This window comes from Mesorhizobium sp. P2_B5 (assembly GCF_056404775.1).
Genome location: NZ_JBFUDJ010000003.1, coordinates 288,289 through 307,894 on the forward strand (window position 1 = coordinate 288,289; position 19,606 = coordinate 307,894).

Consider the following 19,606-nt stretch of genomic DNA (forward strand, 5'->3'; position numbering starts at 1 on the left):
AGGCTTTGTGCATCAATCGCCTTCCCTATTCCGCGGCCGCGACATGGCGCTGGCTGATGCCGCGCATGAACTCGTCGAGGGCCGAGACCTGCTCGCGGCTGAAATGCAGTCCGCGCTTGGTGCGACGCCACAATACATCTTCGGCGGTCAGCGCCCATTCGTTTTCGCAGAGGTAGCGCACCTCGGCCTCGTAGAGATCGGCGCCAAAGTTGCGGCCGAGATCGGCATTCGACTTGGCAAGGCCGAGCAGCACTTGCGCGCGCGTACCGTAGAGCCTGGTCAGCCGGCGCGCCAGGCGCTGGTCGAGGAAGGGATAGGCGCTCTTCAGCTTCGCCACCTGGGCGTCGAAACCGGTGGCCGGGAAATCGCCGCCGGGCAAGGACGCGTTCGCCGTCCATGGCTTGCCGCGCTTGCCGAGAAAACCCTCTATCTTTTCCAGCATCGATTCCGACAGCCGGCGATAAGTGGTGATCTTGCCGCCGAAAGCGTTGACGATCGGCGCCTTGCCCTCGCCGCCATCGGCCTTCAGCACATAGTCGCGGGTCGCCTCCTGCGCCTTCGAGGCGCCGTCGTCGTAGAGCGGACGCACCGCCGAATAGGTCCAGACGATGTCCGGGCGCGTCACGGCTTGAGCAAAATATTCGCTTGCCGCCGCGCAGAGATAGTCGATCTCGGTGTCGCTGATCTTCACGTCGTGCGGATCACCGGGATAGTCGCGGTCGGTGGTGCCGATCAGCGTGAATTCTTCCTCGTAGGGGATGGCGAAAATGATGCGCCCGTCCTTGTTCTGGAAGAAGTAGGCGCGCGGATCGTCGAACTTCTTCTTGATGACGATGTGGCTGCCCTGCACCAGGCGGACATTGTGCACGTCGTTCTGGCCGACAGCGGTCGACAGGACATGGTCGACCCACGGACCGGCGGCATTGACCAGCAGCCGGGCCTTGACCTCTTCGGTCTTTCCTGTCGCCAGATCTTCCAGCCGGATCGCCCAGATATCGCCTTCGCGCCGCGCTGAGACCACCTTCGTGCGGGTGCGGATGGTGGCGCCGCGGTCGGCGGCGTCGCGCGCATTCAACGCCACCAGGCGGGCATCGTTGACCCAGCCGTCGGAATACTCGAACGCCTTGTGAAACAGCGGCTTCAGCGGCTTGCCGGCCGGGTCCTTGGCCATGTCGAGTGTGCGGGTCGCCGGCAGCAATTTGCGGCCGCCAATATGATCATAGAGGAAAAGGCCGAGCCGGATCAGCCAGGCCGGGCGCAGGCCCTTGGCATAGGGCAGCACGAAACGCATCGGCCAGATGATGTGCGGTGCGTTCTTCCACAGAACCTCGCGCTCCATCAGCGCCTCGCGCACCAAGCGGAACTCATAGAATTCAAGGTAGCGCAGGCCGCCATGGATCAGCTTGGTCGAACCGGAGGAAGTGCCGCTGGCGAGATCGCTCATCTCAGCCAGAAATACCGAAAAGCCTCGCCCAACGGCGTCGCGGGCGATGCCGCAGCCATTGATGCCGCCACCGATGACGAAGATGTCATGGATTGCGTCCACAAAGCCCTCCCGCGATTTCGCATTGCAGCATTTTTAGGTTTTTACGAAACCGTCTCGGGATTATTTCGAAATCAGAACGAATGTCAAACGAAATGTCACTGCGCCGTGATGGAAGCCATTAACCCAGCGCTGTCTCGATCAGCTGCACCTCAGCCTCTTCGCAGATCCGACGCACCGACGGAATGTCGCAACGGTCAGTGATGAAGGTGTTGACCTGCGACAGATGGCCGATGCGAACCGGTGCGGTGCGTTCGAACTTGGTCTGGTCGGACACCAGGATGACATGCCTGGCATTGGCGATGATGGCTTGCGCCACTTTCACTTCGCGAAAGTCGAAATCGAGCAACGCGCCGTCATGGTCGATCGCCGAGGCGCCGATGACCGCATAATCGACCTTGAACTGCCTGATGAAATCGACCGCCGCCTCGCCGACCACACCGCCGTCGGAGCCGCGCACGACGCCGCCGGCGATCACCACCTCGATCGAAGGATAAATGCGCATCCTGTTGGCAACATTGATGTTATTGGTGATGACCATGAGCCCGGTGTGATCGAGCAGCGCCTTGCTGACCGACTCGGTCGTGGTGCCGATATTGATGAAGAGCGAGGCGTTGTCGGGGATCAGCCTGGCCGCCGCGCGGCCGATCGCCTCCTTCTCGTCCGCGGCGATCTTGCGGCGCGCCTCGTACTCCATGTTCTCGATGCCGGACGGAAACAAGGCGCCGCCATGGATGCGAGTGAGCAACCGCTGGTCGCAGAGATCGTTGAGATCCTTGCGTATGGTCTGCGGTGTCACATTGAAATGGGTGGCCAGATCGTCGACCAGCACCCGGCCATGGTCTTTGGCCATCTGGATGATTTCGGCATGACGCGGCGACAAATACACTGAGAACCTCCCCCGTTTTCGTTTTTCTTGTTTGTAGCTCAAAACGAAAGCAATGAAAAGGGAGAAGCCGGCTAATGAAATATCGATGATTGCAAAGGCGAACCAGGCAGATACAGCTCAGACCCGCTCCGCCACCTTGCGGGCGACGGCAGCGACTTTGCCCGGCGAGCGGATCATCAGGAATTTGCCGGACCAGCTTCCCAGGATGCGCCAGGTGCCCGCGATCTCGGTGGCATCGCCGTTCAGAATGCCGCTGTAGTCGATCGGATCCACGTTCGATCCGGCATTGTCATATGTTTTGATGAAGGAGACGGCGTTGCCGTCGCGCTGCCCCTGCAGGGTTGCGTATCTCACTGTGCCGGTCGCCGGGCTCGCCGGTTCGTGGGTCATCCCCGTCAAGCTGGTTGCCGTCTCGATCAGTGTGGCTACGAAGGAGACGGGTGCAAGCTCGCGCGGATAAAAATAAAGCCCGTTCCAGACGCCCGTCAGATTTTGGCTCGTCTCTTCGCCCTGCCCGGCCATGCCCTTGCTTGCAATTCCTTGCTGGCTACTCTGGGGCGGGAAACCGCCGGTACATGCTGTCAGCCCTTGAGCGATCTTGCACAGTCGCAAATGACAGTGAAGGCGGTATTGACGTCTTCCGCCGTGGTCTCGAACTGTCCGACCTGGAAACGAATGGCGACCCGTCCATCGACCCGCGTCTGCGTCAGATAGAGGCGGCCATCGTCGTTGATGGCATTGACCAGGCGCAGGTTGTGATCGTCGGCATCGCCGGCTGCCTTATGACGGAATGAAAACAGCGACAGCATTGGCTCGGTGACGATCTCGAAATCCGGCTCGTTCGCCAGCCGCGCCGCAAGGCCCTCGCTCCAGGCGACGTGGTTGCGGATCATGCTGCGCAGCGCCTCCAAGCCGTGCGCGCGCAGCAGGAACCACAATTTCAGCGCCCGAAAACGCCTGCCGAGCGGCACCGACCATTCGGAATAATTGATGATGCCGTCGCGGCCGTGCGTCTTCAGGAATTCGGGCTTGATCGCCAAAGTGCGGACCTGATCCTCGGGCTGGCGGATGAACTGCATCGAGCAGTCAAATTGCGCGCCAAGCCACTTATGCGGGTTGAAGACGATGGAATCGGCGAGCTCTGCGCCGGCCCAGAAATGGCGGAATTCCGGGCAGATCATTGCCGATCCCGCCCAGGCGGCATCGACATGCAGATAGAGCCCGTGGCGCCTGGCCACCGCGGCGACGGCGGCGACATCGTCGGTGCCGCCGGTGCTGGTGCCGCCGACGCTGGCGATGATGCCGGCGGGCAGCATACCGGCCTCACGGTCGGCGGCGATTGCCGCCTCGAGCGCTGCCGTATCCATGGCGCGGAAGCGCCCGGTGACCGGAATGCGGACCAGATTGTCCTCGCCGATGCCCGACACCCAGATCGCGCGGTCGATCGAGGTGTGGACCTGATCGGAGGAATAGATGCGCGGCCGCCTCTGCCCGGCCAGGCCCTGTTTGTTGCCCTGCCAATCGAGCGCGCGCTCGCGCATGGTCAGCACGGCGGCCAGCGTCGCCGACGAGGCCGAATCCTGGATGACGCCGGAAAATCCTTCGGGCAGGCCGAGCGCCTGGCGCATCCAGTCGACAATGCGTGTCTCGAGTTCGGTCGCGGCCGGCGAGGTCTGCCATAGCATGCATTGCGCGGCCATCGCCGAGACAAGATATTCGGCCACCACCGAGACCGGCGCGGCATTGGCCGGGAAATAGGCGAAGAAGCGCGGATGCTGCCAATGCGTCATGCCCGGCACGATCTTGTCTTCGAAATCGGCGAAAATCCGTTCCATCGGCTCAGCCGCTTCCGGTGGCGACGCCTCGATGCTGCGAAAGATGTCGCCGGGTTCGACCAGTGGTCGCACCGGCCTTTCGCGCAGCGAGGAGCGGTATTCGACTCCCCAATCGGCGGCGCGCCTCGACCATTGCCGGAAATCATCACTGTTCATTCTGGTCTCCAGACCTGGGCCAAGCAGCGTCGATCGCCGCGGCAAGCGCCACGCAACAGCGCCAGCAAGGCAATCTAACCCGGGAAATCGGGCAGGCTGGCAAAGGCCGTTTTCAGCGCGTTCGACCAGCCGTCCGAGATGGTGCGATAATACTGGTCGTCCTGGCCTATCCGCTTCTTCAGCCCGACCTTGAAAGCATCCTTCTCGAGGAACAGCAGGTCGAGCGGCAGGCCGACGGACAGGTTCGACTTCAGCGTCGAATCGAAGGAGACCAGAAGCAACTTCACGGTTTCGGCCAGGCTCATCGTCCTTTCATAGGCGCGGATGATGATCGGCTTGCCGTATTTGGTCTCGCCGATCTGGAAGAACGGCGTGTCGTCGGTTGATTCGATGAAATTGCCCTCGGGGTAGATCATGAACAGGCGCGGCGCGCTGCCCTTGATCTGACCGCCGAGGATGAAAGAGGCGTTGAAATAGGAATCCGCCTTTTCGCCGGCCGGTGACGACTGGGCGATGACTTCCTTGACGGTGTCGCCGACCAGCCGCACCGTCTGGTACATGGACGGGGTTTCGAGCAGCGTCGCATGGCGTTCGCCGATCGCCTTGTTGCGCTCGTCGAGCAGGCTGATGACAGCCTGCGTCGTGGCCAGATTACCGGCCGACATCAGCACGATGACGCGCTCGCCCGGCTCTTCCCAGACATGCATCTTCTTGAAGGTCGAGATCGAATCCATGCCGGCATTGGTGCGCGTGTCCGACATGAACACGAGCCCACGATCGATCTTGAGGCCGACGCAATAAGTCATGGAATCTCTTCAGGCAGCAATCTTGCCGAGAACTACTGCTCTACCGTGACGGTGACCGCAAGCTGTTCCTCCGCCTGTCCCAGTCGAATTCCCGACACCGGCGAGGCATCGCGATAATCGCGGCCGGTGGCCACCCTGACATAGCGCTCGTCAGGAGAAATGCCATTGGCGGCGTCGAAGGCGACCCAGCCGAGACCCTGGACATGGACTTCGGCCCAGGCATGGCTTGCCGCCTGTTCGATGGCCGCGTCCATCATCAGATAGCCGCTGACATAACGGGCCGGAAAGCCCATGGCGCGGGCCGCGGCGACAAAGATATGGCTGTGGTCCTGGCAGACGCCGGTCTTCAGCGCCAACGCCTCTTCCGCCGGCGTCGTCACGCTGGTGGTGCCCGGCGTATAGGCGACGCGCTCGACGATCAGCGCCATCAGCCGATGCAGCCTTTCGATGTCGGTGCCTTTGCCGACCGCCGCGGCAAGCTCGCGAATGCCGTCGCCGGGGATGGTCAAAGCGGTCTCCTGGCTGAACAGCCAAAGCGGCGCAAAGCCGTGATGCGGACCCGAGACGCCTGCCGTGTCGCGCGTCACAACCTCGCCGGAGGCCTCAACCGTGATGAAGTCGCGCTCGCCCTCCACGCTCAACAGCCTGTTATCGTTGCCGAAATGGTCGCTGAAACGCACTTCCTCGCGCGCACCTTCGATCTTCAGCGCCCAGGACAGCACAGTCTGCGTCGGGCCACTGACCGGCAACAGCCGCAGCCGCTGCAGCAGATAATGCACCGGCGCGTCGTAGCGGTATTCGGTCCGGTGGGTGATTTTCAATCTCATAACGTGTCTTCCGTTTTGAGCATGACCTTATCCGAAAACCGGGTCCCATTTTTCGCTGACGCGGTCCTCCGGTTCGGGGTCATGCTCAATTGAACCGGTAATCCTGGGCGATCTCGTCGCCCAGCTTGGTGTTGTCCTGAATGAACCTGGCCAGGAATTCGTGCAGGCCGGCGTCGAATATGTCCTTGATCGACCCTGCCCGCAGCATCGCCTGGGTCCTGTCGACCGTGGCGTGGCAGGCATGGCGTTCGCCGTAATCGTCACCGAGGAATTTCAGATGCTCGGCCAGGAAACGATAGCAGAAGGTCAGCGAGCGCGGCATGCGGACATTGAGGATCAGATAGTCGGCGATGTTGGTCGGCTTGTAGTCGGCCTCATAGACCCAGCGGTAGGAACGATGCGCCGACACCGAGCGCAGGATCGATTCCCACTGATAATTGTCCAGCGTCGAGCCAACCCAGGAGATCGACGGCAACAACACGTAGTATTTCACGTCGAGGATGCGCGCCGTGTTGTCGGCGCGTTCGACATAGGTGCCGAGCTGCGAGAAGTCGAAGATCTCGTTGCGCAGCATGGTGCCGTAGAAACAGCCGCGGATAAGCGCCGTCTCGCGCTTGATGGCGTCGAGCACGCTCGGCAGGTCGCGCTCGTCGATCGGCTTTGCCAGCATCCGCTTCAACGCCATCCAGGCCTCGTTGATGCTTTCCCAGGTTTCGCGTGTCAGCGCGGTGCGCACCATGCGGGCATTGTTGCGTGCGGTCTCGATCGCCGACATCGTGCTCGACGGGTTCGACGTGTCGCGCAACAGGAAGTCGGCGACATTGGCGGCGGTATAGTCCTGGTATTTCTGCGTGAAGGTGACATCGGAGCCGGCGCTGAGCAGCACCGAATTCCACTCTTCCGAGGCGCTCTGGGTACGGGTCAGCGCCATGCGCAGGCCTGCATCGACCAGGCGTGCCATGTTTTCCGCCCGCTCGATATAGCGGTTCATCCAGTAGAGCCCGTTGGCGGTGCGGCCCAAAAGCATATCAGCTTGCTCCGATGTCGAGCGAATAGCGAGTAGCGAATAGCGAATAGCGGAAGGAACTTATCATGATTTCTGTTGCAGGCTCCTGATCATCGAACGCAGCATTTTTCCAATGTCTTCGGTTTGGCCGAGCAAGTTCGTGACCTCCGCTTCGACCATCAATCCTACCTCTCCGCACAGGATCAGATGTGTCTCCAATTCTTTTAGGGAGCCCTGTGCCACTCGAAGAAACTGAATGAAGGCTCCTGTACTTTCTCGTCCGTGACCTTCTGCGACATTTGCTGCGATAGAAGCGGCCGAGCGTCGTATCTGAGAGGTCATTCCGTATGCTTCGCTGCTCGGAAAGCCTTTCGTGGCCGAGTAGCAATTTACTGCCAACCCTAGGGCCGCCTTCCAAACAATCCGATCCCTGTAGGAATTGATCGCCGTCGTATCCCCCTCTTTCCCTATTCACTACTCGCTATTCGCTACTCGCTCTTTCAATCATCGAGCACCCACGTATCTTTCGTCCCGCCGCCTTGTGAAGAATTGACCACCAGCGAACCCTCCTTCAGCGCCACCCGCGTCAACCCGCCGGGCACTATCTGGATGCGGTCGGACACCAGCACGTAGGGCCTGAGATCGACGTGGCGCGGCGACAGGCCTTTTTCTGTCAGGATCGGACAGGTCGACAGCGCCAGCGTCGGCTGGGCGATGTAGTTGGACGGTTTGGCCTGCAGCTTCTTGGCGAAGTCCTGGCATTCCTTCTTGGTCGCCGCCGGTCCGACCAGCATGCCGTAGCCGCCGGAACCGTGCACTTCCTTGATGACCAGCTCGTGGATGTGTTCGAGCACATACTTCAGGCTGTCGGGTTCCGAGCAGCGCCAGGTCGGGATGTTGCCGAGGATCGCCTTGCGGCCGGTGTAGAACTCGACGATCTCGGGCATGTAGGAATAGATCGCCTTGTCGTCGGCGATGCCGGTTCCCGGCGCATTGGCGATGGTGATGTTGCCGGCGCGGTAGACATCCATGATGCCGGGCACGCCAAGGGCCGAGTCCGGCCGGAAGGTCAGCGGGTCGAGGAACGAATCGTCGACGCGCCGGTAGAGCACGTCGATCTGCTTGTAGCCCTCGGTGGTGCGCATAGCGACATGGCCATCGACGACGCGCAGGTCCTGGCCTTCGACCAGCTGCACGCCCATCTGGTCGGCAAGGAAGGCGTGCTCGAAATAGGCGGAGTTGAAGCTGCCCGGCGTCAGCACGGCGATGGTCGGCGCGCCCTTGGTGCTTTGCGGCCGGACCGCTGCCAGCGACTGGCGAAGGAGCTGCGGATAGTTCTCGACCGGCCGCACCTTGATCTGCTGGAACAGTTCGGGGAAGAGCTGCATCATCGTCTCGCGGTTCTCCAGCATGTAGGAGACGCCCGACGGCGTGCGCGCATTGTCCTCCAGCACGTAGAACTCGTTCTCAGAGATGCGGACAATATCGACGCCGATAATGTGGGTGTAGACGCCGGCCGGCGGCCGCACGCCGATCATTTCCGGCAGGAAGGCCTCGTTCCTGGCGATCAGCTCCCTCGGCACACGGCCGGCGCGCAGGATCTCCTGGCGATGGTAGATGTCATCGAGGAAAGCGTTCAGCGCCTGCACGCGCTGCTCGATGCCTTGCGTGAGGCGCCGCCATTCATTGCCGGAGATGATGCGCGGAACGATATCGAAGGGGATCAGCCGCTCGGAAGCGTCCTGCTCGCCATAGACGGCGAAGGTGATGCCGGTCTTGCGGAAGACGCGCTCGGCGTCCTGCATCTTTTCGGTAAGCCTGGCCGGGTCCTGCTCCTTCAGCCAGCGGTCGTAAGCCGTATACGGTTTTCTCAATCCGGAAACTTCCGGAAGCATTTCATCGAACGCTGCCAATCGCATACTCCCCTGTGACGCCATTTCACTGGCGTCGCAGGAGAAAATCAAGCGCAATCGGTGATTTGGAGGGCATCGGCGATCAGTATGTTACGACTGCCCAAAATTAGGGCAGTCGAAACAGGGGCGTAATCAGGCTTTGCCTCGTCGCCGGGCAAATGCCTGATGCGGCGCTAGAGCAGCTCATCGTTTCACGGAAACGGTGAACCGCTCTGTCCTTTGTTTCAAAGCAGTTCCGGACGGAAAACCGCTTCACACTTTTCCTGGAATTGCTTTAGAAAGCGCGGAAAGTGACGACCGTGAAGGTGTCCTTGATTCCGGGAAGATGCTGCACCTTCTCGTTGACGAAGTGGCCGACATCTTCCTCGTCGTCGACATAGAATTTGGCGAGCAGGTCGTAATTGCCGGCGGTCGAGTAGATTTCCGAGGCGATCTCGGCATCGGCGAGCGCGCTGGCGACCTCATAGGATTTGCCCAGGTCGCACTTTATCTGCACGAAAAACGTCTTCATTGCCGGTCCTGCCACGTTGAAACGCGCTTCTTGCGCCCATGGCGGCCCTTCTCGCAGACTGCCGCCCGGCTTTCAAGCATCAGGCCGAACGTGCCTTGGCAACAGCCTGCCTGAGTTCGGACACCGGCATGCCGCGCCGGTAGAGGCTGCCGCCGATGACCAGAGCCGGCGTGCCGCGCAGCTTGAAGGCCGTCGCCTGGCTGTCGGTGCGCAAAAGCGCAGCGTCGATGTCGGGTTCACGGATGGCGAGATCGGCACGCACCATCGCCACATCGACCCCGACCGAAGCCAGGATATCGTTGGTGCGGCGTTCCGAGAGGCCACGCTGGTTGGTCATCAGCGCATCGACCGCGGCGGCATAGTGTTCGCCGGTCAAAAGCGCCACGCGCGCCGCGTCGCGCGAGACGTCGCCGAAGATCGGCCAGTCCTTCATTACCAGGCGGATGCCGCTGTCCTGTGCCATCAGTTTCTTCAGTTCGACGAAGACGAGCTTGCAGATCGGGCACTGATAGTCGACGAATTCGGCGATGGTGACGTCGCCATCCGCATTGCCGAGCGCTGGAATGGCCGGATCGAAGGCGATTTCGGTGACGGTCGGCCCGGTGGCTGCCCAAGCGGGCAAGGGAGCCAGAACTGCAAAGCTAGCCGCGCCCTTCAGCAAAAGGCGCCGGTCGATCGGCTGCTCAGACATGGTTCGTCCCTGGTTGCGCGAACGGGTCCCACCCGTCCCCTACGATGCGCGCCCCGCCTTAAAGGATGCTTAAGCATGATCTTGTGGCACTTGCGTGGCGAATTACTGCGGTTGCTGAAACCGTGAGGCGACGCCAAGCGTATGGTATGATGTGTCTTCAGACAGCGATTTGTCAGGAGACAATGGAGACAGGCCATGCGCCGTATCGCATTCGCAGTCGTTTCATTGCTGTTCGCGTCTTCCCTGTTCATCTCGGCAGCCCTTGCCGGCGATGCCGAAATCAAGGCCGGCCAGGCCGTCATCGATGGTCAGCTGAAGGCGCTCATCGCCAATGATGGCGTGAAGGCCTACAGCTACGCTGCTCCAAACGTGAAGCAGATTTTCCCGACCGTCGACGCCTTCATGAACATGGTGACCAACGGCTACGCGCCGGTGCGTCAGCCACAAAGCTATTCCTTCGGCAAGGTCGAGCAGACAGGCCCAGGCTCGATCATCCAGCAGGTGCTGATCGTCGGTCCCGACGGCAAGAACTACGAGGCGGTCTATACGCTGCAGCAGCAGCCCGACGGCAGTTTCCAGATCACCGGCTGCAGCCTGCGGGCGTCGAATTCACTGAGCACCTGACGCACAAAGCCTCAGTAGCGTGCCCTGCCGCCCGACATGTCGAACACGGCTCCGGTGTTGAATGCGCTGGCGTCGGAACAAAGCCAAAGCACCAATGCCGCCACTTCATCCACCGAGCCAAGGCGCTTGAGCGGGCTGGCATTTATCATGTCGTCTACGACATCGTTTCCAAGGCGCCTGATCAACTCGGTATCGATCGGCCCCGGTGCCACGCAATTCACCCGAATGTCGGTATCGCAGGTCTCCCGCGACAAGGCTTTCGTAAAGGCAATGACGCCTGCACTTGCCGCTGAATAGGCGGCCAGATTCGGCAACCCCTCCTTGCCTGCCAGGGATCCCATATTGATGATCCGGCCCCTGCCAGCCTTGCGCATGATCGGCAGAACCTGATGCGTAACCTCGAAAACGCCGATCAGGTTGACACCGATGATGCGTTGCCACTCGATCGGATCGAATGCCTCGAACCCACGATAGTCGCCTAAATAGCCTGCATTGTTGATCAGAATGTCAATCCGGCTATCGTCTGCGACGACCTCAGCCAGGGCGTCTTTGATCTGGTGAGCCTTTGTCACATCGACCGTCTGGCAATGCGCGCCGTCCACAGGTGTCGGATCAGCATCCCATATCCAGACTTCGGCCCCGGAGTTCAACAACTGCGCCGCAGTGGCCTTGCCGATACCTCGTGCGCCGCCAGTCACGATCGCGGTCTTGCCGCCAAGTTCATATGTGACAGTCATGGCCTGACCCCAACCGGAATCTGCGCCCGGACAATGGATCCGTCAATCATCGTCAGGTGGCGTTGATTTGTTCAAAGGGTAGGGATATCGCCCCTCGCCCAGCCCTCGGAAATCTCCGCCGTGCGCGCCTCGAAGGCGCCGGCCTCGATCGCGCCGCGAATATCCTGCATCAGCTTCTGATAGTAGGACAGGTTGTTCCAGGTCAGCAGCATCGCCCCCAGCGCCTCCTGCGAGCGCACGAGATGATGCAGGTAGGCCCGCGAGTAATCGCGGGCCGCCGGGCAGTCGCTCTCCTCGTCGAGCGGGCGCGGATCGTCGGCGTGGCGGGCGTTCCTCAGATTGACCTTGCCGCGCCTTGTGTAGGCCAGGCCGTGGCGGCCGGCGCGGGTCGGCATCACGCAATCGAACATGTCGATACCGCGCGCCACCGATTTCACGATATCGTCCGGCGTGCCGACGCCCATGAGATATCTAGGCTTGTTGTCAGGCAGTTCCGGACAGGTGATGTCGAGCATCTCCAACATCACCGCCTGTGGCTCGCCGACGGCAAGGCCGCCGACCGCATAGCCCTTCAGATCCATGGCGCTCAGCGCCTGCGCCGAGCGCACCCTGAATGCTGCATTATCGCCGCCCTGGACGATGCCGAACATCGCCTTGCCCGGCTGGTCGCCGAACGCCGTCTTGCAGCGCTCCGCCCAGCGCAGCGACAGTTCCATCGCGCGCTCGATCTCCTTCAGATCGGCCGGTAGCGCGGTGCATTCGTCGAGCTGCATCTGGATGTCGGAATCGAGCAGCCCCTGGATCTCGATCGAGCGCTCCGGCGACATCTCGTAAGGCGCGCCGTCAATATGCGAGCGGAAGGTGACGCCCTTTTCGGTCAGCTTCCTGAGCTTCGACAGCGACATCACCTGAAAGCCGCCACTGTCGGTCAGGATCGGCTGCGGCCAGCGGGCGAACTCATGCAGGCCGCCGAGCCGCGCCACGCGCTCGGCGCCGGGCCGCAGCATCAGATGGTAGGTGTTGCCCAGGATGATGTCGGCGCCGACGCCGCGCACCTGGTCCATATACATGGCCTTGACCGTGCCGCCGGTGCCGACCGGCATGAAGGCCGGCGTGCGAATTTCGCCGCGCGGCATGTCGATGACACCGCGCCGTGCCTTGCCGTCGGTGGCGAGGACCTTGAAAGTGAACGTCTCAGCCATTGAATTCCTTGTCATGGACAGGTGCGTCCGGCGCCTGCCTGTCGAGCGACTGGCGATACTGGATGCAGCCGCGCATGAATTTTGGCCAGGGCGGCACGGCGATCGAAGGCTCGGTCTTTTCCGGCAACAGGTCCCACAGATCAGGATGATGCCAGCACAGATCATGGCCCGTCGTGTCGCGGTGCGCGCGGATGCCGGCACGCAATTTCTTCACTTCGGCAATCAGGCTTTCTCGGTCAAAGGCTTGCAGATCATCGTCCATCGCTCATCTCCGCTCGATAAAGCAGGCTTGCGTCTCCGTAGGAGTAGAATCTGTAGCTGGTGTCGATGGCATGCGCATAGGCGGCCCGCATTGTGTCGAGGCCACTGAAGGCCGAAACCAGCATGAACAGCGTCGAGCGCGGCAGATGGAAATTCGTCATCAGCAGGTCGGCAGTCTTGAACCGATAGCCGGGCGTGATGAAAATGTCGGTCGGGCCTGACCATGCGGCGAGCGTACCGTCGGGCTTTGCCGCGCTCTCCAGCAGGCGCAGCGAGGTCGTGCCGACGGCGATGATGCGCCCGCCCCTCGCCTTCGCGGCATTGAGCGCCGCAGCGGTCGCCTCGCTGACGGAACCGGTCTCTGCATGCATCTTGTGGTCGGCGGTGTCATCGGCCTTGACCGGCAGGAAGGTGCCGGCGCCGACATGAAGCGTGACGAAGCGGCGTTCGATGCCTTTGGCGTCTAGCGCGGCAAATAGCTCCGGCGTGAAATGCAGGCCGGCGGTTGGCGCGGCAACCGCGCCCTCCTCCCTGGCATAGATGGTCTGATAGTCGGTCAGGTCACGCTCGTCGTCATCGCGCTTCGAGGCGATGTAAGGCGGCAATGGAATATGGCCGACGGCGTGGAGGGCCTCGTCGAGGAACGGCCCGGAGAGGTCGAAGCCGAGCAGCACTTCGCCGGCTTCGCCCTTCTCGATCACCGTGGCGTCGAGCTGGCCGAGGAAGCAGGAATTGCTGTCATGGCCGAAATGGATGCGGTCGCCGGCAGCGATGCGCTTGCCCGGCCGCATGAAGGCCAGCCAGCGGTCGGGCGCCATGCGCATGTGCAGCGTGGCTTCGACCTGCGCCTGCGCTTCGCCGCGCCGCCTGATGCCTTTCAGCTGCGCCGGGATGACCTTGGTGTCGTTGAAGACCAGCACGTCGCCGTCCCCGAGCAGGGACGGCAGGTCGCGCACCATGCGGTCCGAAAAGCCCTCGCCCGGCCTGACCACCAGCATCCTGGCGCTGTCGCGCGGCTCGGCCGGGCGCAGCGCGATGCGCTCCTCCGGCAGGTCGAAGTCGAAGAGATCAACGCGCATCAGTAGAGCCGGACGAGCAGCGCTCCGGCCAAGAGCAGCACCGCGCCGGCGACGCGGCCGAATGAGATCTCGCGCACCGCCACGCCGAGGAAGCCGACGCGGTCGATCAGCATGCCGGCCAAGAGCTGGCCGGCAACCAGGAACGCCATCAGGGCGGCCGCACCGATGCGCGGCGTCAGAATGGTCGACAGCGTGACGTAGAAACCGCCGAGCATGCCGCCGGCGATGAACAGCCACGGCGCCGGCGCCTTCCAGTCGAGCGAGATGTCGTTCAACTTCACCACGGCGACGGAGATTATGCCGAGCACGATCGCGCCGGACAGGAACGAAAACGCGGCCGCCGCGACCGGGAGCCCCAGACCGCGCGCAAGCTGCGAGTTGATCGGCGCCTGAATGGCGATGAAGGCGCCGGACATGATGCCGAGCAGCGACCAGACGACGCCCATCATCGATATCAGTCCTTACTTGACGTCGGCCGCGACCTTCAGCGACACGATCTTGTCGGGATCGACCACCGGCTCGCCGCGCTTGATCTTGTCGACATTGTCCATGCCTTCGATGACCTGGCCCCAGACCGTGTACTGGCGGTTGAGGAAAGCGGCATCGTCGAAGCAGATGAAGAACTGCGAATTGGCCGAGTTCGGGTTCTGCGAACGAGCCATCGAGCAGGTGCCGCGACCGTGGTTGGCGTTGGAAAATTCAGCCTTCAGATCGGGCTTTTCCGAACCGCCCATGCCGGCGCGGGAGGGGGCAAACGAGGGCTTGCTCGAATTGCCGAACTTGACGTCGCCGGTCTGCGCCATGAAGCCTTCGATGACGCGGTGGAAGACGACGCCGTCATAGGCGCCTTCGCGCGCCAGTTCCTTGATGCGGGCGACATGGCCGGGGGCCAGATCGGGGAACAGTTCGATGACGACGTTGCCCTTGGTCGTTTCCATGATGAGCGCGTTTTCGCGGTCCTTGATCTCAGCCATGTCGGATGTCCTTTATCTCAGAAAAACAGATTGATTTGATAGACTACTTGTCTGCGGCGATGCGCACTTTGATCATGCGGTCGGGGTTGCTGACCGTTCCATTGTCGGCCTCGTCGCCCTTCTTGATGTGATCGACCAATTCCATGCCGCTGACGACATTGCCGACGATAGTGTACTGGCCGTCAAGGTTCGGCGCCGGCGCGAACATGATGAAGAACTGCGAATTGGCGGAGTTCGGATCCTGCGAGCGGGCCATGCCGAGCGTGCCACGCTTGTAATGTTCGCTCTGCGAGAATTCTGCGGGCAGATCAGGCAGATCGGAGCCGCCGGTGCCGACGGCCTCGGGACTGAACCCCTTCTTCATATTGCCGAACTTGACGTCGCCGGTCTGCGCCATGAAGCCATCGATAACGCGGTGGAAGGCGACATTGTCATAGGCGCCTTCGCGCACCAGCTTCTTGATCTGGGCGACATGCTTGGGCGCCAGGTCGGGCCGCAGCGCGATGGTGACGTCGCCATCCTTCAAGGTGATGATCATGGTGTTTTCCGGATCGGCGGCATAGGCCGAGGCAGATGCTGTGACAAGACCGGCAAGCACGACGAGGAACGAGGCGAGCTTCTTCAGCTGCATAAGGATCTCCGGGGGATTATTTCTTGAATTTTGCGATGAGCGCGCCGGCAACCGCGGCCGGCACGAAGGGACGGATGTCGCCGCCCATCGAAGCTATCTGGCGCACAAGTGTGGCAGTAATCGTGCGCACCGAAGGGCTGGCGGGCAGAAAAACCGTCTGCAGCTCCGGCGCCATGGTCTCGTTCATGCCGGCCATCTGCATTTCGTAGTCGAGATCGGTGCCGTCGCGCAGGCCGCGGATCATGATCGAGGCGCCGTGCTTTCTGGCGGCGTCGATGACCAGCCCGTCGAACGCGACAACCTTGATGCGGCCGCCGTCGCGGCCGAATTCGGCCTTGGTCGCCGCCTCGATCAGCTTCACCCGTTCCTCGAAGGAAAACAGCGGCGTCTTGCCGGGATGGGTGCCGATCGCCGCATAAACCGTGTCGGCGACAGCCAGCGATGCCTTCAGGACGTCGAGGTGTCCGTTGGTCAGCGGGTCGAAGGAGCCGGCATAAAGGGCGGTGCGTTCGGTCATGGCAGGCTTCTAGCGGGGCATTGGACGGAAGGCAAATGCGATTGGGAACATCTGCGTGAACCTTTTCGCAGACATGAACGACAGATGAATGGCTTGATCACGAAGACTTCACGCAGCGTTCACTAGTTTGCACTTCAGAAGATGAAACCAAAACCCCATCTAACCGTTGTAAGGCGCAGGAGAACACGCAAATGCTGATCTACATGCTCGCCACCGCAATGACCGTCGCCATGCTGATTGCTACCGCATTCGGGCTGCATCAGGAAGCAGAGCGTGTCCGTGTCAGGACGAAGCGCTTCGAAGGCTTCGGCGCTCGCTGGCCCCACCGTCACTAACGATTTCACCGGCCAAGTCTTGATCGCGCCGGCCCATCGGGCCGGCGTTGTTGTGTCTGACCCTATTCGGCGCTGTCGGGTGCGGCATCCGCAGCATCCGGACCGCCCTCGGCCCCGCCCTCGCCGTTCTCCTCGGCATCCTCGTCAGACTGCGGTTCCGATATCCGTTCGACCGAAACCACCTTCTCGCCTTCGGCGGTGTTGAAGATGGTCACGCCCTTGGTGGCGCGGCTGGCGAAACGGATGCCGTTGACCGGCACCCGGATGACCGTGCCGCCGTCCGAAACCAGCATGATCTGGTCGTCTTTGCCGACCGGGAAGGTCGCCACCAGTTGGCCGATCTCTGCCGTTTTCGACACGTCGGTGGCGCGAATGCCCTTGCCGCCGCGCCCGGTCAGGCGGAAATCGTAGGACGACGAGCGCTTGCCGTAGCCATATTCGGTTACCGTCAGCACATATTGCTCATGCGCCTTGAGGAATTCGTAGCGGTCGTCGGAAAGCTCCGCCTCCTCGCCGATCTCCTCATTGGTCAGCGCGATCTCTTCTTCCTCGCCGGCCGTCTCGAGCCGCCGCTCCGCCGCCGCCCGCTTCAGGTAAGCGGCGCGCTCCGCCGGTGAGGCATCGACATGCTCGATCACCGACATCGAGATGATGCGGTCGGTCTCGGCCATGCTAATGCCGCGCACGCCGACCGAATTGCGGCTCTGGAAAACGCGCACGTCGCCGACCGAGAAACGGATGCACTGGCCGGAGTTCGCCGTCAAAAGCACGTCGTCATTGTCGGTGCAGGTCTCGACACCGAGGATCTCGTCGCCTTCCTCCTCCAGCTTCATGGCGATCTTGCCGTTGCGGTTGACCTGGACGAAGTCGGACAGCTTGTTGCGGCGCACGGTGCCGCGCGTGGTGGCGAACATCACGTCGAGCTCGCCCCAGCTGGTCTCGTCCTCGGGCAGCGGCATGATGGTGGTGATGCGCTCGCCCTGCTCAAGCGGCAGCATGTTGATCAGCGCCTTGCCGCGCGACTGCGGATTGCCGATCGGCAGCCGCCAGACCTTTTCCTTGTAGACGATGCCGCGCGAGGAGAAGAACAGCACCGGCGTGTGGGTGTTGGCAACGAACAGCCGGGTGACGAAATCCTCTTCCTTGGTCGACATGCCGGAGCGGCCCTTGCCGCCGCGGCGCTGCGCCCGGTAGAGCGACAGCGGCACGCGCTTGATGTAGCCGGAATGGCTAACGGTGACGACCATGTCCTCGCGCTGGATCAGGTCCTCGTCTTCCATGTCGGCGCCGCCGTCGGTGAGCTCGGTGCGGCGCGGCGTGCCGAACTCGTCGCGCACGGCGGCGAGCTCGTCCTTGACGATCTGCTGGATGCGCGCGCGGGACGACAAAATATCAAGGTAATCAACGATTTCGGCGCCGATCGTGTTCAACTCGTCGGCGATCTCGTCGCGGCCGAGCGCGGTCAGGCGCTGCAGGCGCAGTTCGAGGATGGCGCGCGCCTGTTCCTCGGACAGATTGTAGGTGCCGTCCTCGTTGATGCGATGGCGCGGATCGTCGATCAGAAGGATCAGCGATTCGACGTCGCCGGAGGGCCAGCGGCGCTCCATCAACTGCTCGCGCGCCGTCTGCGGATCGGGCGCGGTGCGGATCAGCTTGATCACTTCGTCGATGTTGGCGACGGCAATGGCGAGGCCGACCAGCACGTGGGCGCGGTCGCGCGCCTTGCGCAGCAGGAATTTCGTTCGCCGGCTAATCACCTCTTCGCGGAAGCCGACAAATGCCTTCAGCATGTCGGTCAGCGTCATCACTTCCGGCTTGCCGCCGTTCAGCGCTACCATATTGGCGCCGAAGGACGTCTGCAGCGGTGTGAAGCGGTAAAGCTGGTTGAGAATAACGTCGGCGACGGCGTCGCGCTTCAGTTCGATGACGACGCGGTAGCCCTGACGGTCGCTTTCGTCGCGAATGTCGGAAATGCCTTCGATGCGCTTGTCGCGCACCAGCTCGGCCATTTTCTCGATCATCGAGGCCTTGTTCACCTGGTACGGGACTTCGGTGATGATGATGGATTCCCGGTCGTTGCCGCGCTGCTCGACATTGACCTTTCCGCGCATGACGATCGAGCCGCGGCCGGTCGCATAGGCGCTGTAGATGCCTGAACGGCCAAGCACGATGCCGCCGGTCGGGAAATCGGGACCCGGAATGATCTCCATCAGCGCCGGCAGGTCGATCGCCGGATTGTCGATGATGGCAATGGCGCCGTTGCAGACTTCGGCCAGATTGTGCGGCGGAATGTTGGTGGCCATGCCGACGGCAATGCCGCCGGAACCGTTGACCAGAAGGTTGGGGAAGCGAGCCGGCAACACCTTCGGCTCGGTGTCGGAGGCATCATAGGTCTCCTGGAAATCGACGGTTTCCTTGTCGATGTCCTCGAGCAGCTCATGCGCGACCTTGGTCAGGCGCGACTCGGTGTAGCGCATGGCCGCCGGCGGATCGCCGTCGATGGAGCCGAAATTGCCTTGCCCGTCGATCAGCGGCACCCGCAGTGACCAGTCCTGCGCCATGCGCACCAAGGCGTCATAGATCGAGGCGTCGCCATGCGGATGGTATTTACCCATCACGTCGGCGACCGGGCGGGCCGATTTCACATATTTGCGGTTCCAGTGGTAGCCGCTCTCATGCGCCGCATAGAGAATGCGGCGATGCACCGGCTTCAGGCCGTCGCGAACGTCCGGCAGCGCACGGCTGACGATCACGCTCATGGCGTAAGAGAGGTAGGAGCTCTGCATCTCCTCGATGATGGAGATCGGCTCGATGCCGGTGGGGCCGCCGTCGGCGCCGCGCGGTGTCTTTTGGTCGGTCAAATTGGATCACAATCTAATCAGGAATCACTGACCGCTTATATAGGAAGCCCGCTCGAAACTCCAATGTTCCCGGCACTTTTCCAAAGACAATTTCGGTGGTAATTTCAAATGGATACCGCTGATTGCGACGATTTGGCAAAAGCGTATTTCGCCGCCGCCAGGCAAAAGCCTGCGATGGACCGTTTTCCCCGGCCGGGAGCCATAAGCA

General features: G+C 61.9%; 22 protein-coding genes. 2 read left to right on the top strand and 20 right to left on the bottom strand.

Annotation, left to right across the window (positions count from 1 at the left end):
* Positions 1-25 precede the first annotated feature (25 nt).
* From glpD to AC1D1N_RS14150, 11 genes are all read right to left on the bottom strand, one after another.
* Entirely contained in the window at positions 26-1,546 is a 1,521-nt protein-coding gene (gene glpD / locus AC1D1N_RS14100) for a glycerol-3-phosphate dehydrogenase (RefSeq protein WP_477349187.1), read from the bottom strand.
* A 118-nt stretch (positions 1,547-1,664) separates the two neighbouring features.
* Positions 1,665-2,432 (bottom strand): DeoR/GlpR family DNA-binding transcription regulator, encoded by a 768-nt coding sequence (locus AC1D1N_RS14105; RefSeq protein WP_436259817.1) that lies wholly within the window; start codon positions 2,430-2,432, stop codon positions 1,665-1,667.
* A 117-nt stretch (positions 2,433-2,549) separates the two neighbouring features.
* Positions 2,550-2,954, bottom strand: coding sequence for a hypothetical protein (locus tag AC1D1N_RS14110; RefSeq protein WP_192253776.1), 405 nt, complete (start codon positions 2,952-2,954; stop codon positions 2,550-2,552).
* A 59-nt stretch (positions 2,955-3,013) separates the two neighbouring features.
* Positions 3,014-4,423, bottom strand: coding sequence for a pyridoxal phosphate-dependent decarboxylase family protein (locus AC1D1N_RS14115; protein ID WP_436259816.1), 1,410 nt, complete (start codon positions 4,421-4,423; stop codon positions 3,014-3,016).
* A gap of 74 nt (positions 4,424-4,497) precedes the next feature.
* Positions 4,498-5,229, bottom strand: coding sequence for a proteasome-type protease (locus tag AC1D1N_RS14120; protein ID WP_436259815.1), 732 nt, complete (start codon positions 5,227-5,229; stop codon positions 4,498-4,500).
* Positions 5,230-5,261: 32 nt separating this feature from the next.
* The gene (locus AC1D1N_RS14125; RefSeq protein WP_352586881.1) at positions 5,262-6,056 is read right to left on the bottom strand and encodes a transglutaminase family protein; all 795 of its coding nucleotides are present in this window, start codon (positions 6,054-6,056) and stop codon (positions 5,262-5,264) included.
* An 85-nt stretch (positions 6,057-6,141) separates the two neighbouring features.
* Positions 6,142-7,083, bottom strand: coding sequence for an alpha-E domain-containing protein (locus AC1D1N_RS14130; RefSeq protein WP_112561554.1), 942 nt, complete (start codon positions 7,081-7,083; stop codon positions 6,142-6,144).
* Between the two features lie 63 nt (positions 7,084-7,146).
* Positions 7,147-7,461, bottom strand: a complete 315-nt coding sequence (locus AC1D1N_RS14135) for a four helix bundle protein (RefSeq protein WP_436259814.1) — start codon at positions 7,459-7,461, stop codon at positions 7,147-7,149.
* A gap of 101 nt (positions 7,462-7,562) precedes the next feature.
* On the bottom strand, positions 7,563-8,975 hold the full coding sequence (locus tag AC1D1N_RS14140) for a circularly permuted type 2 ATP-grasp protein (protein WP_436259813.1): 1,413 nt from the start codon (positions 8,973-8,975) through the stop codon (positions 7,563-7,565).
* Positions 8,976-9,249: 274 nt separating this feature from the next.
* A complete protein-coding gene (locus AC1D1N_RS14145; protein ID WP_112561551.1) occupies positions 9,250-9,486 on the bottom strand; it encodes an Lrp/AsnC ligand binding domain-containing protein in 237 nt (78 codons plus the stop codon).
* Between the two features lie 79 nt (positions 9,487-9,565).
* Positions 9,566-10,177 (bottom strand): DsbA family protein, encoded by a 612-nt coding sequence (locus AC1D1N_RS14150; RefSeq protein WP_436259812.1) that lies wholly within the window; start codon positions 10,175-10,177, stop codon positions 9,566-9,568.
* Positions 10,178-10,372: 195 nt separating this feature from the next.
* On the opposite strand from AC1D1N_RS14150, the gene AC1D1N_RS14155 reads away from it, so the two are divergent.
* On the top strand, positions 10,373-10,801 hold the full coding sequence (locus AC1D1N_RS14155; protein WP_436259811.1) for a DUF4864 domain-containing protein: 429 nt from the start codon (positions 10,373-10,375) through the stop codon (positions 10,799-10,801).
* Positions 10,802-10,812: 11 nt separating this feature from the next.
* Here the strand turns inward: AC1D1N_RS14155 and AC1D1N_RS14160 are convergent, their stop codons facing one another.
* The 8 genes from AC1D1N_RS14160 to coaD all read right to left on the bottom strand — a co-directional run bounded on the left by AC1D1N_RS14160 (position 10,813) and on the right by coaD (position 16,202).
* Positions 10,813-11,538 carry an SDR family NAD(P)-dependent oxidoreductase gene (locus tag AC1D1N_RS14160; protein ID WP_436259810.1) on the bottom strand — a complete coding sequence of 242 codons (726 nt, stop codon included), beginning with the start codon at positions 11,536-11,538 and terminating at the stop codon, positions 10,813-10,815.
* Positions 11,539-11,609: 71 nt separating this feature from the next.
* The gene (gene tgt / locus AC1D1N_RS14165; RefSeq protein ID WP_436259809.1) at positions 11,610-12,740 is read right to left on the bottom strand and encodes a tRNA guanosine(34) transglycosylase Tgt; all 1,131 of its coding nucleotides are present in this window, start codon (positions 12,738-12,740) and stop codon (positions 11,610-11,612) included.
* On the bottom strand, positions 12,733-13,002 hold the full coding sequence (locus AC1D1N_RS14170; protein ID WP_192253764.1) for a hypothetical protein: 270 nt from the start codon (positions 13,000-13,002) through the stop codon (positions 12,733-12,735). Before AC1D1N_RS14170 ends, tgt begins: the two co-directional genes overlap by 8 nt.
* Complete coding sequence (queA, locus tag AC1D1N_RS14175; RefSeq protein WP_436259808.1) at positions 12,992-14,080, bottom strand: tRNA preQ1(34) S-adenosylmethionine ribosyltransferase-isomerase QueA; 1,089 nt, start codon at positions 14,078-14,080, stop codon at positions 12,992-12,994. The genes AC1D1N_RS14170 and queA overlap by 11 nt, the downstream gene beginning before the upstream one ends.
* Positions 14,080-14,529 (bottom strand): DMT family transporter, encoded by a 450-nt coding sequence (locus tag AC1D1N_RS14180; RefSeq protein ID WP_436259807.1) that lies wholly within the window; start codon positions 14,527-14,529, stop codon positions 14,080-14,082. Before AC1D1N_RS14180 ends, queA begins: the two co-directional genes overlap by 1 nt.
* 12 nt (positions 14,530-14,541) lie before the next feature.
* Complete coding sequence (locus AC1D1N_RS14185) at positions 14,542-15,054, bottom strand: peptidylprolyl isomerase (protein WP_112561544.1); 513 nt, start codon at positions 15,052-15,054, stop codon at positions 14,542-14,544.
* A gap of 43 nt (positions 15,055-15,097) precedes the next feature.
* Positions 15,098-15,592 carry a peptidylprolyl isomerase gene (locus AC1D1N_RS14190; protein WP_376740396.1) on the bottom strand — a complete coding sequence of 165 codons (495 nt, stop codon included), beginning with the start codon at positions 15,590-15,592 and terminating at the stop codon, positions 15,098-15,100.
* 109 nt (positions 15,593-15,701) lie between these two features.
* Positions 15,702-16,202, bottom strand: coding sequence for a pantetheine-phosphate adenylyltransferase (gene coaD, locus AC1D1N_RS14195; protein WP_436259806.1), 501 nt, complete (start codon positions 16,200-16,202; stop codon positions 15,702-15,704).
* Positions 16,203-16,393: 191 nt separating this feature from the next.
* Here coaD and AC1D1N_RS14200 point away from each other — a divergent pair, with 191 nt between their 5' ends.
* On the top strand, positions 16,394-16,537 hold the full coding sequence (locus AC1D1N_RS14200; protein ID WP_181057120.1) for a hypothetical protein: 144 nt from the start codon (positions 16,394-16,396) through the stop codon (positions 16,535-16,537).
* 62 nt (positions 16,538-16,599) lie between these two features.
* Here AC1D1N_RS14200 and gyrA read toward each other — a convergent pair whose 3' ends face one another.
* Complete coding sequence (gene gyrA / locus AC1D1N_RS14205) at positions 16,600-19,398, bottom strand: DNA gyrase subunit A (RefSeq protein WP_477349193.1); 2,799 nt, start codon at positions 19,396-19,398, stop codon at positions 16,600-16,602.
* Between the last annotated feature and the right edge of the window lie 208 nt (positions 19,399-19,606).

Bases quoted from the DNA above. Each gene is read 5' to 3' on its own strand.
- AC1D1N_RS14115 (WP_436259816.1), bottom strand. From the start codon at position 4,423: ATGAACAGTGATGATTTCCGGCAATGGTCGAGGCGCGCCGCCGATTGG.
- AC1D1N_RS14130 (WP_112561554.1), bottom strand. From the start codon at position 7,083: ATGCTTTTGGGCCGCACCGCCAACGGGCTCTACTGGATGAACCGCTAT.
- AC1D1N_RS14120 (WP_436259815.1), bottom strand. From the start codon at position 5,229: ATGACTTATTGCGTCGGCCTCAAGATCGATCGTGGGCTCGTGTTCATG.
- AC1D1N_RS14170 (WP_192253764.1), bottom strand. From the start codon at position 13,002: ATGGACGATGATCTGCAAGCCTTTGACCGAGAAAGCCTGATTGCCGAA.
- coaD (WP_436259806.1), bottom strand. From the start codon at position 16,202: ATGACCGAACGCACCGCCCTTTATGCCGGCTCCTTCGACCCGCTGACC.
- AC1D1N_RS14190 (WP_376740396.1), bottom strand. From the start codon at position 15,592: ATGATCATCACCTTGAAGGATGGCGACGTCACCATCGCGCTGCGGCCC.
- AC1D1N_RS14200 (WP_181057120.1), top strand. From the start codon at position 16,394: ATGCTGATCTACATGCTCGCCACCGCAATGACCGTCGCCATGCTGATT.
- tgt (WP_436259809.1), bottom strand. From the start codon at position 12,740: ATGGCTGAGACGTTCACTTTCAAGGTCCTCGCCACCGACGGCAAGGCA.
- AC1D1N_RS14145 (WP_112561551.1), bottom strand. From the start codon at position 9,486: ATGAAGACGTTTTTCGTGCAGATAAAGTGCGACCTGGGCAAATCCTAT.
- AC1D1N_RS14160 (WP_436259810.1), bottom strand. From the start codon at position 11,538: ATGACTGTCACATATGAACTTGGCGGCAAGACCGCGATCGTGACTGGC.
- AC1D1N_RS14155 (WP_436259811.1), top strand. From the start codon at position 10,373: ATGCGCCGTATCGCATTCGCAGTCGTTTCATTGCTGTTCGCGTCTTCC.
- AC1D1N_RS14125 (WP_352586881.1), bottom strand. From the start codon at position 6,056: ATGAGATTGAAAATCACCCACCGGACCGAATACCGCTACGACGCGCCG.
- queA (WP_436259808.1), bottom strand. From the start codon at position 14,080: ATGCGCGTTGATCTCTTCGACTTCGACCTGCCGGAGGAGCGCATCGCG.
- AC1D1N_RS14185 (WP_112561544.1), bottom strand. From the start codon at position 15,054: ATGGCTGAGATCAAGGACCGCGAAAACGCGCTCATCATGGAAACGACC.
- AC1D1N_RS14150 (WP_436259812.1), bottom strand. From the start codon at position 10,177: ATGTCTGAGCAGCCGATCGACCGGCGCCTTTTGCTGAAGGGCGCGGCT.
- AC1D1N_RS14110 (WP_192253776.1), bottom strand. From the start codon at position 2,954: ATGGCCGGGCAGGGCGAAGAGACGAGCCAAAATCTGACGGGCGTCTGG.
- AC1D1N_RS14180 (WP_436259807.1), bottom strand. From the start codon at position 14,529: ATGATGGGCGTCGTCTGGTCGCTGCTCGGCATCATGTCCGGCGCCTTC.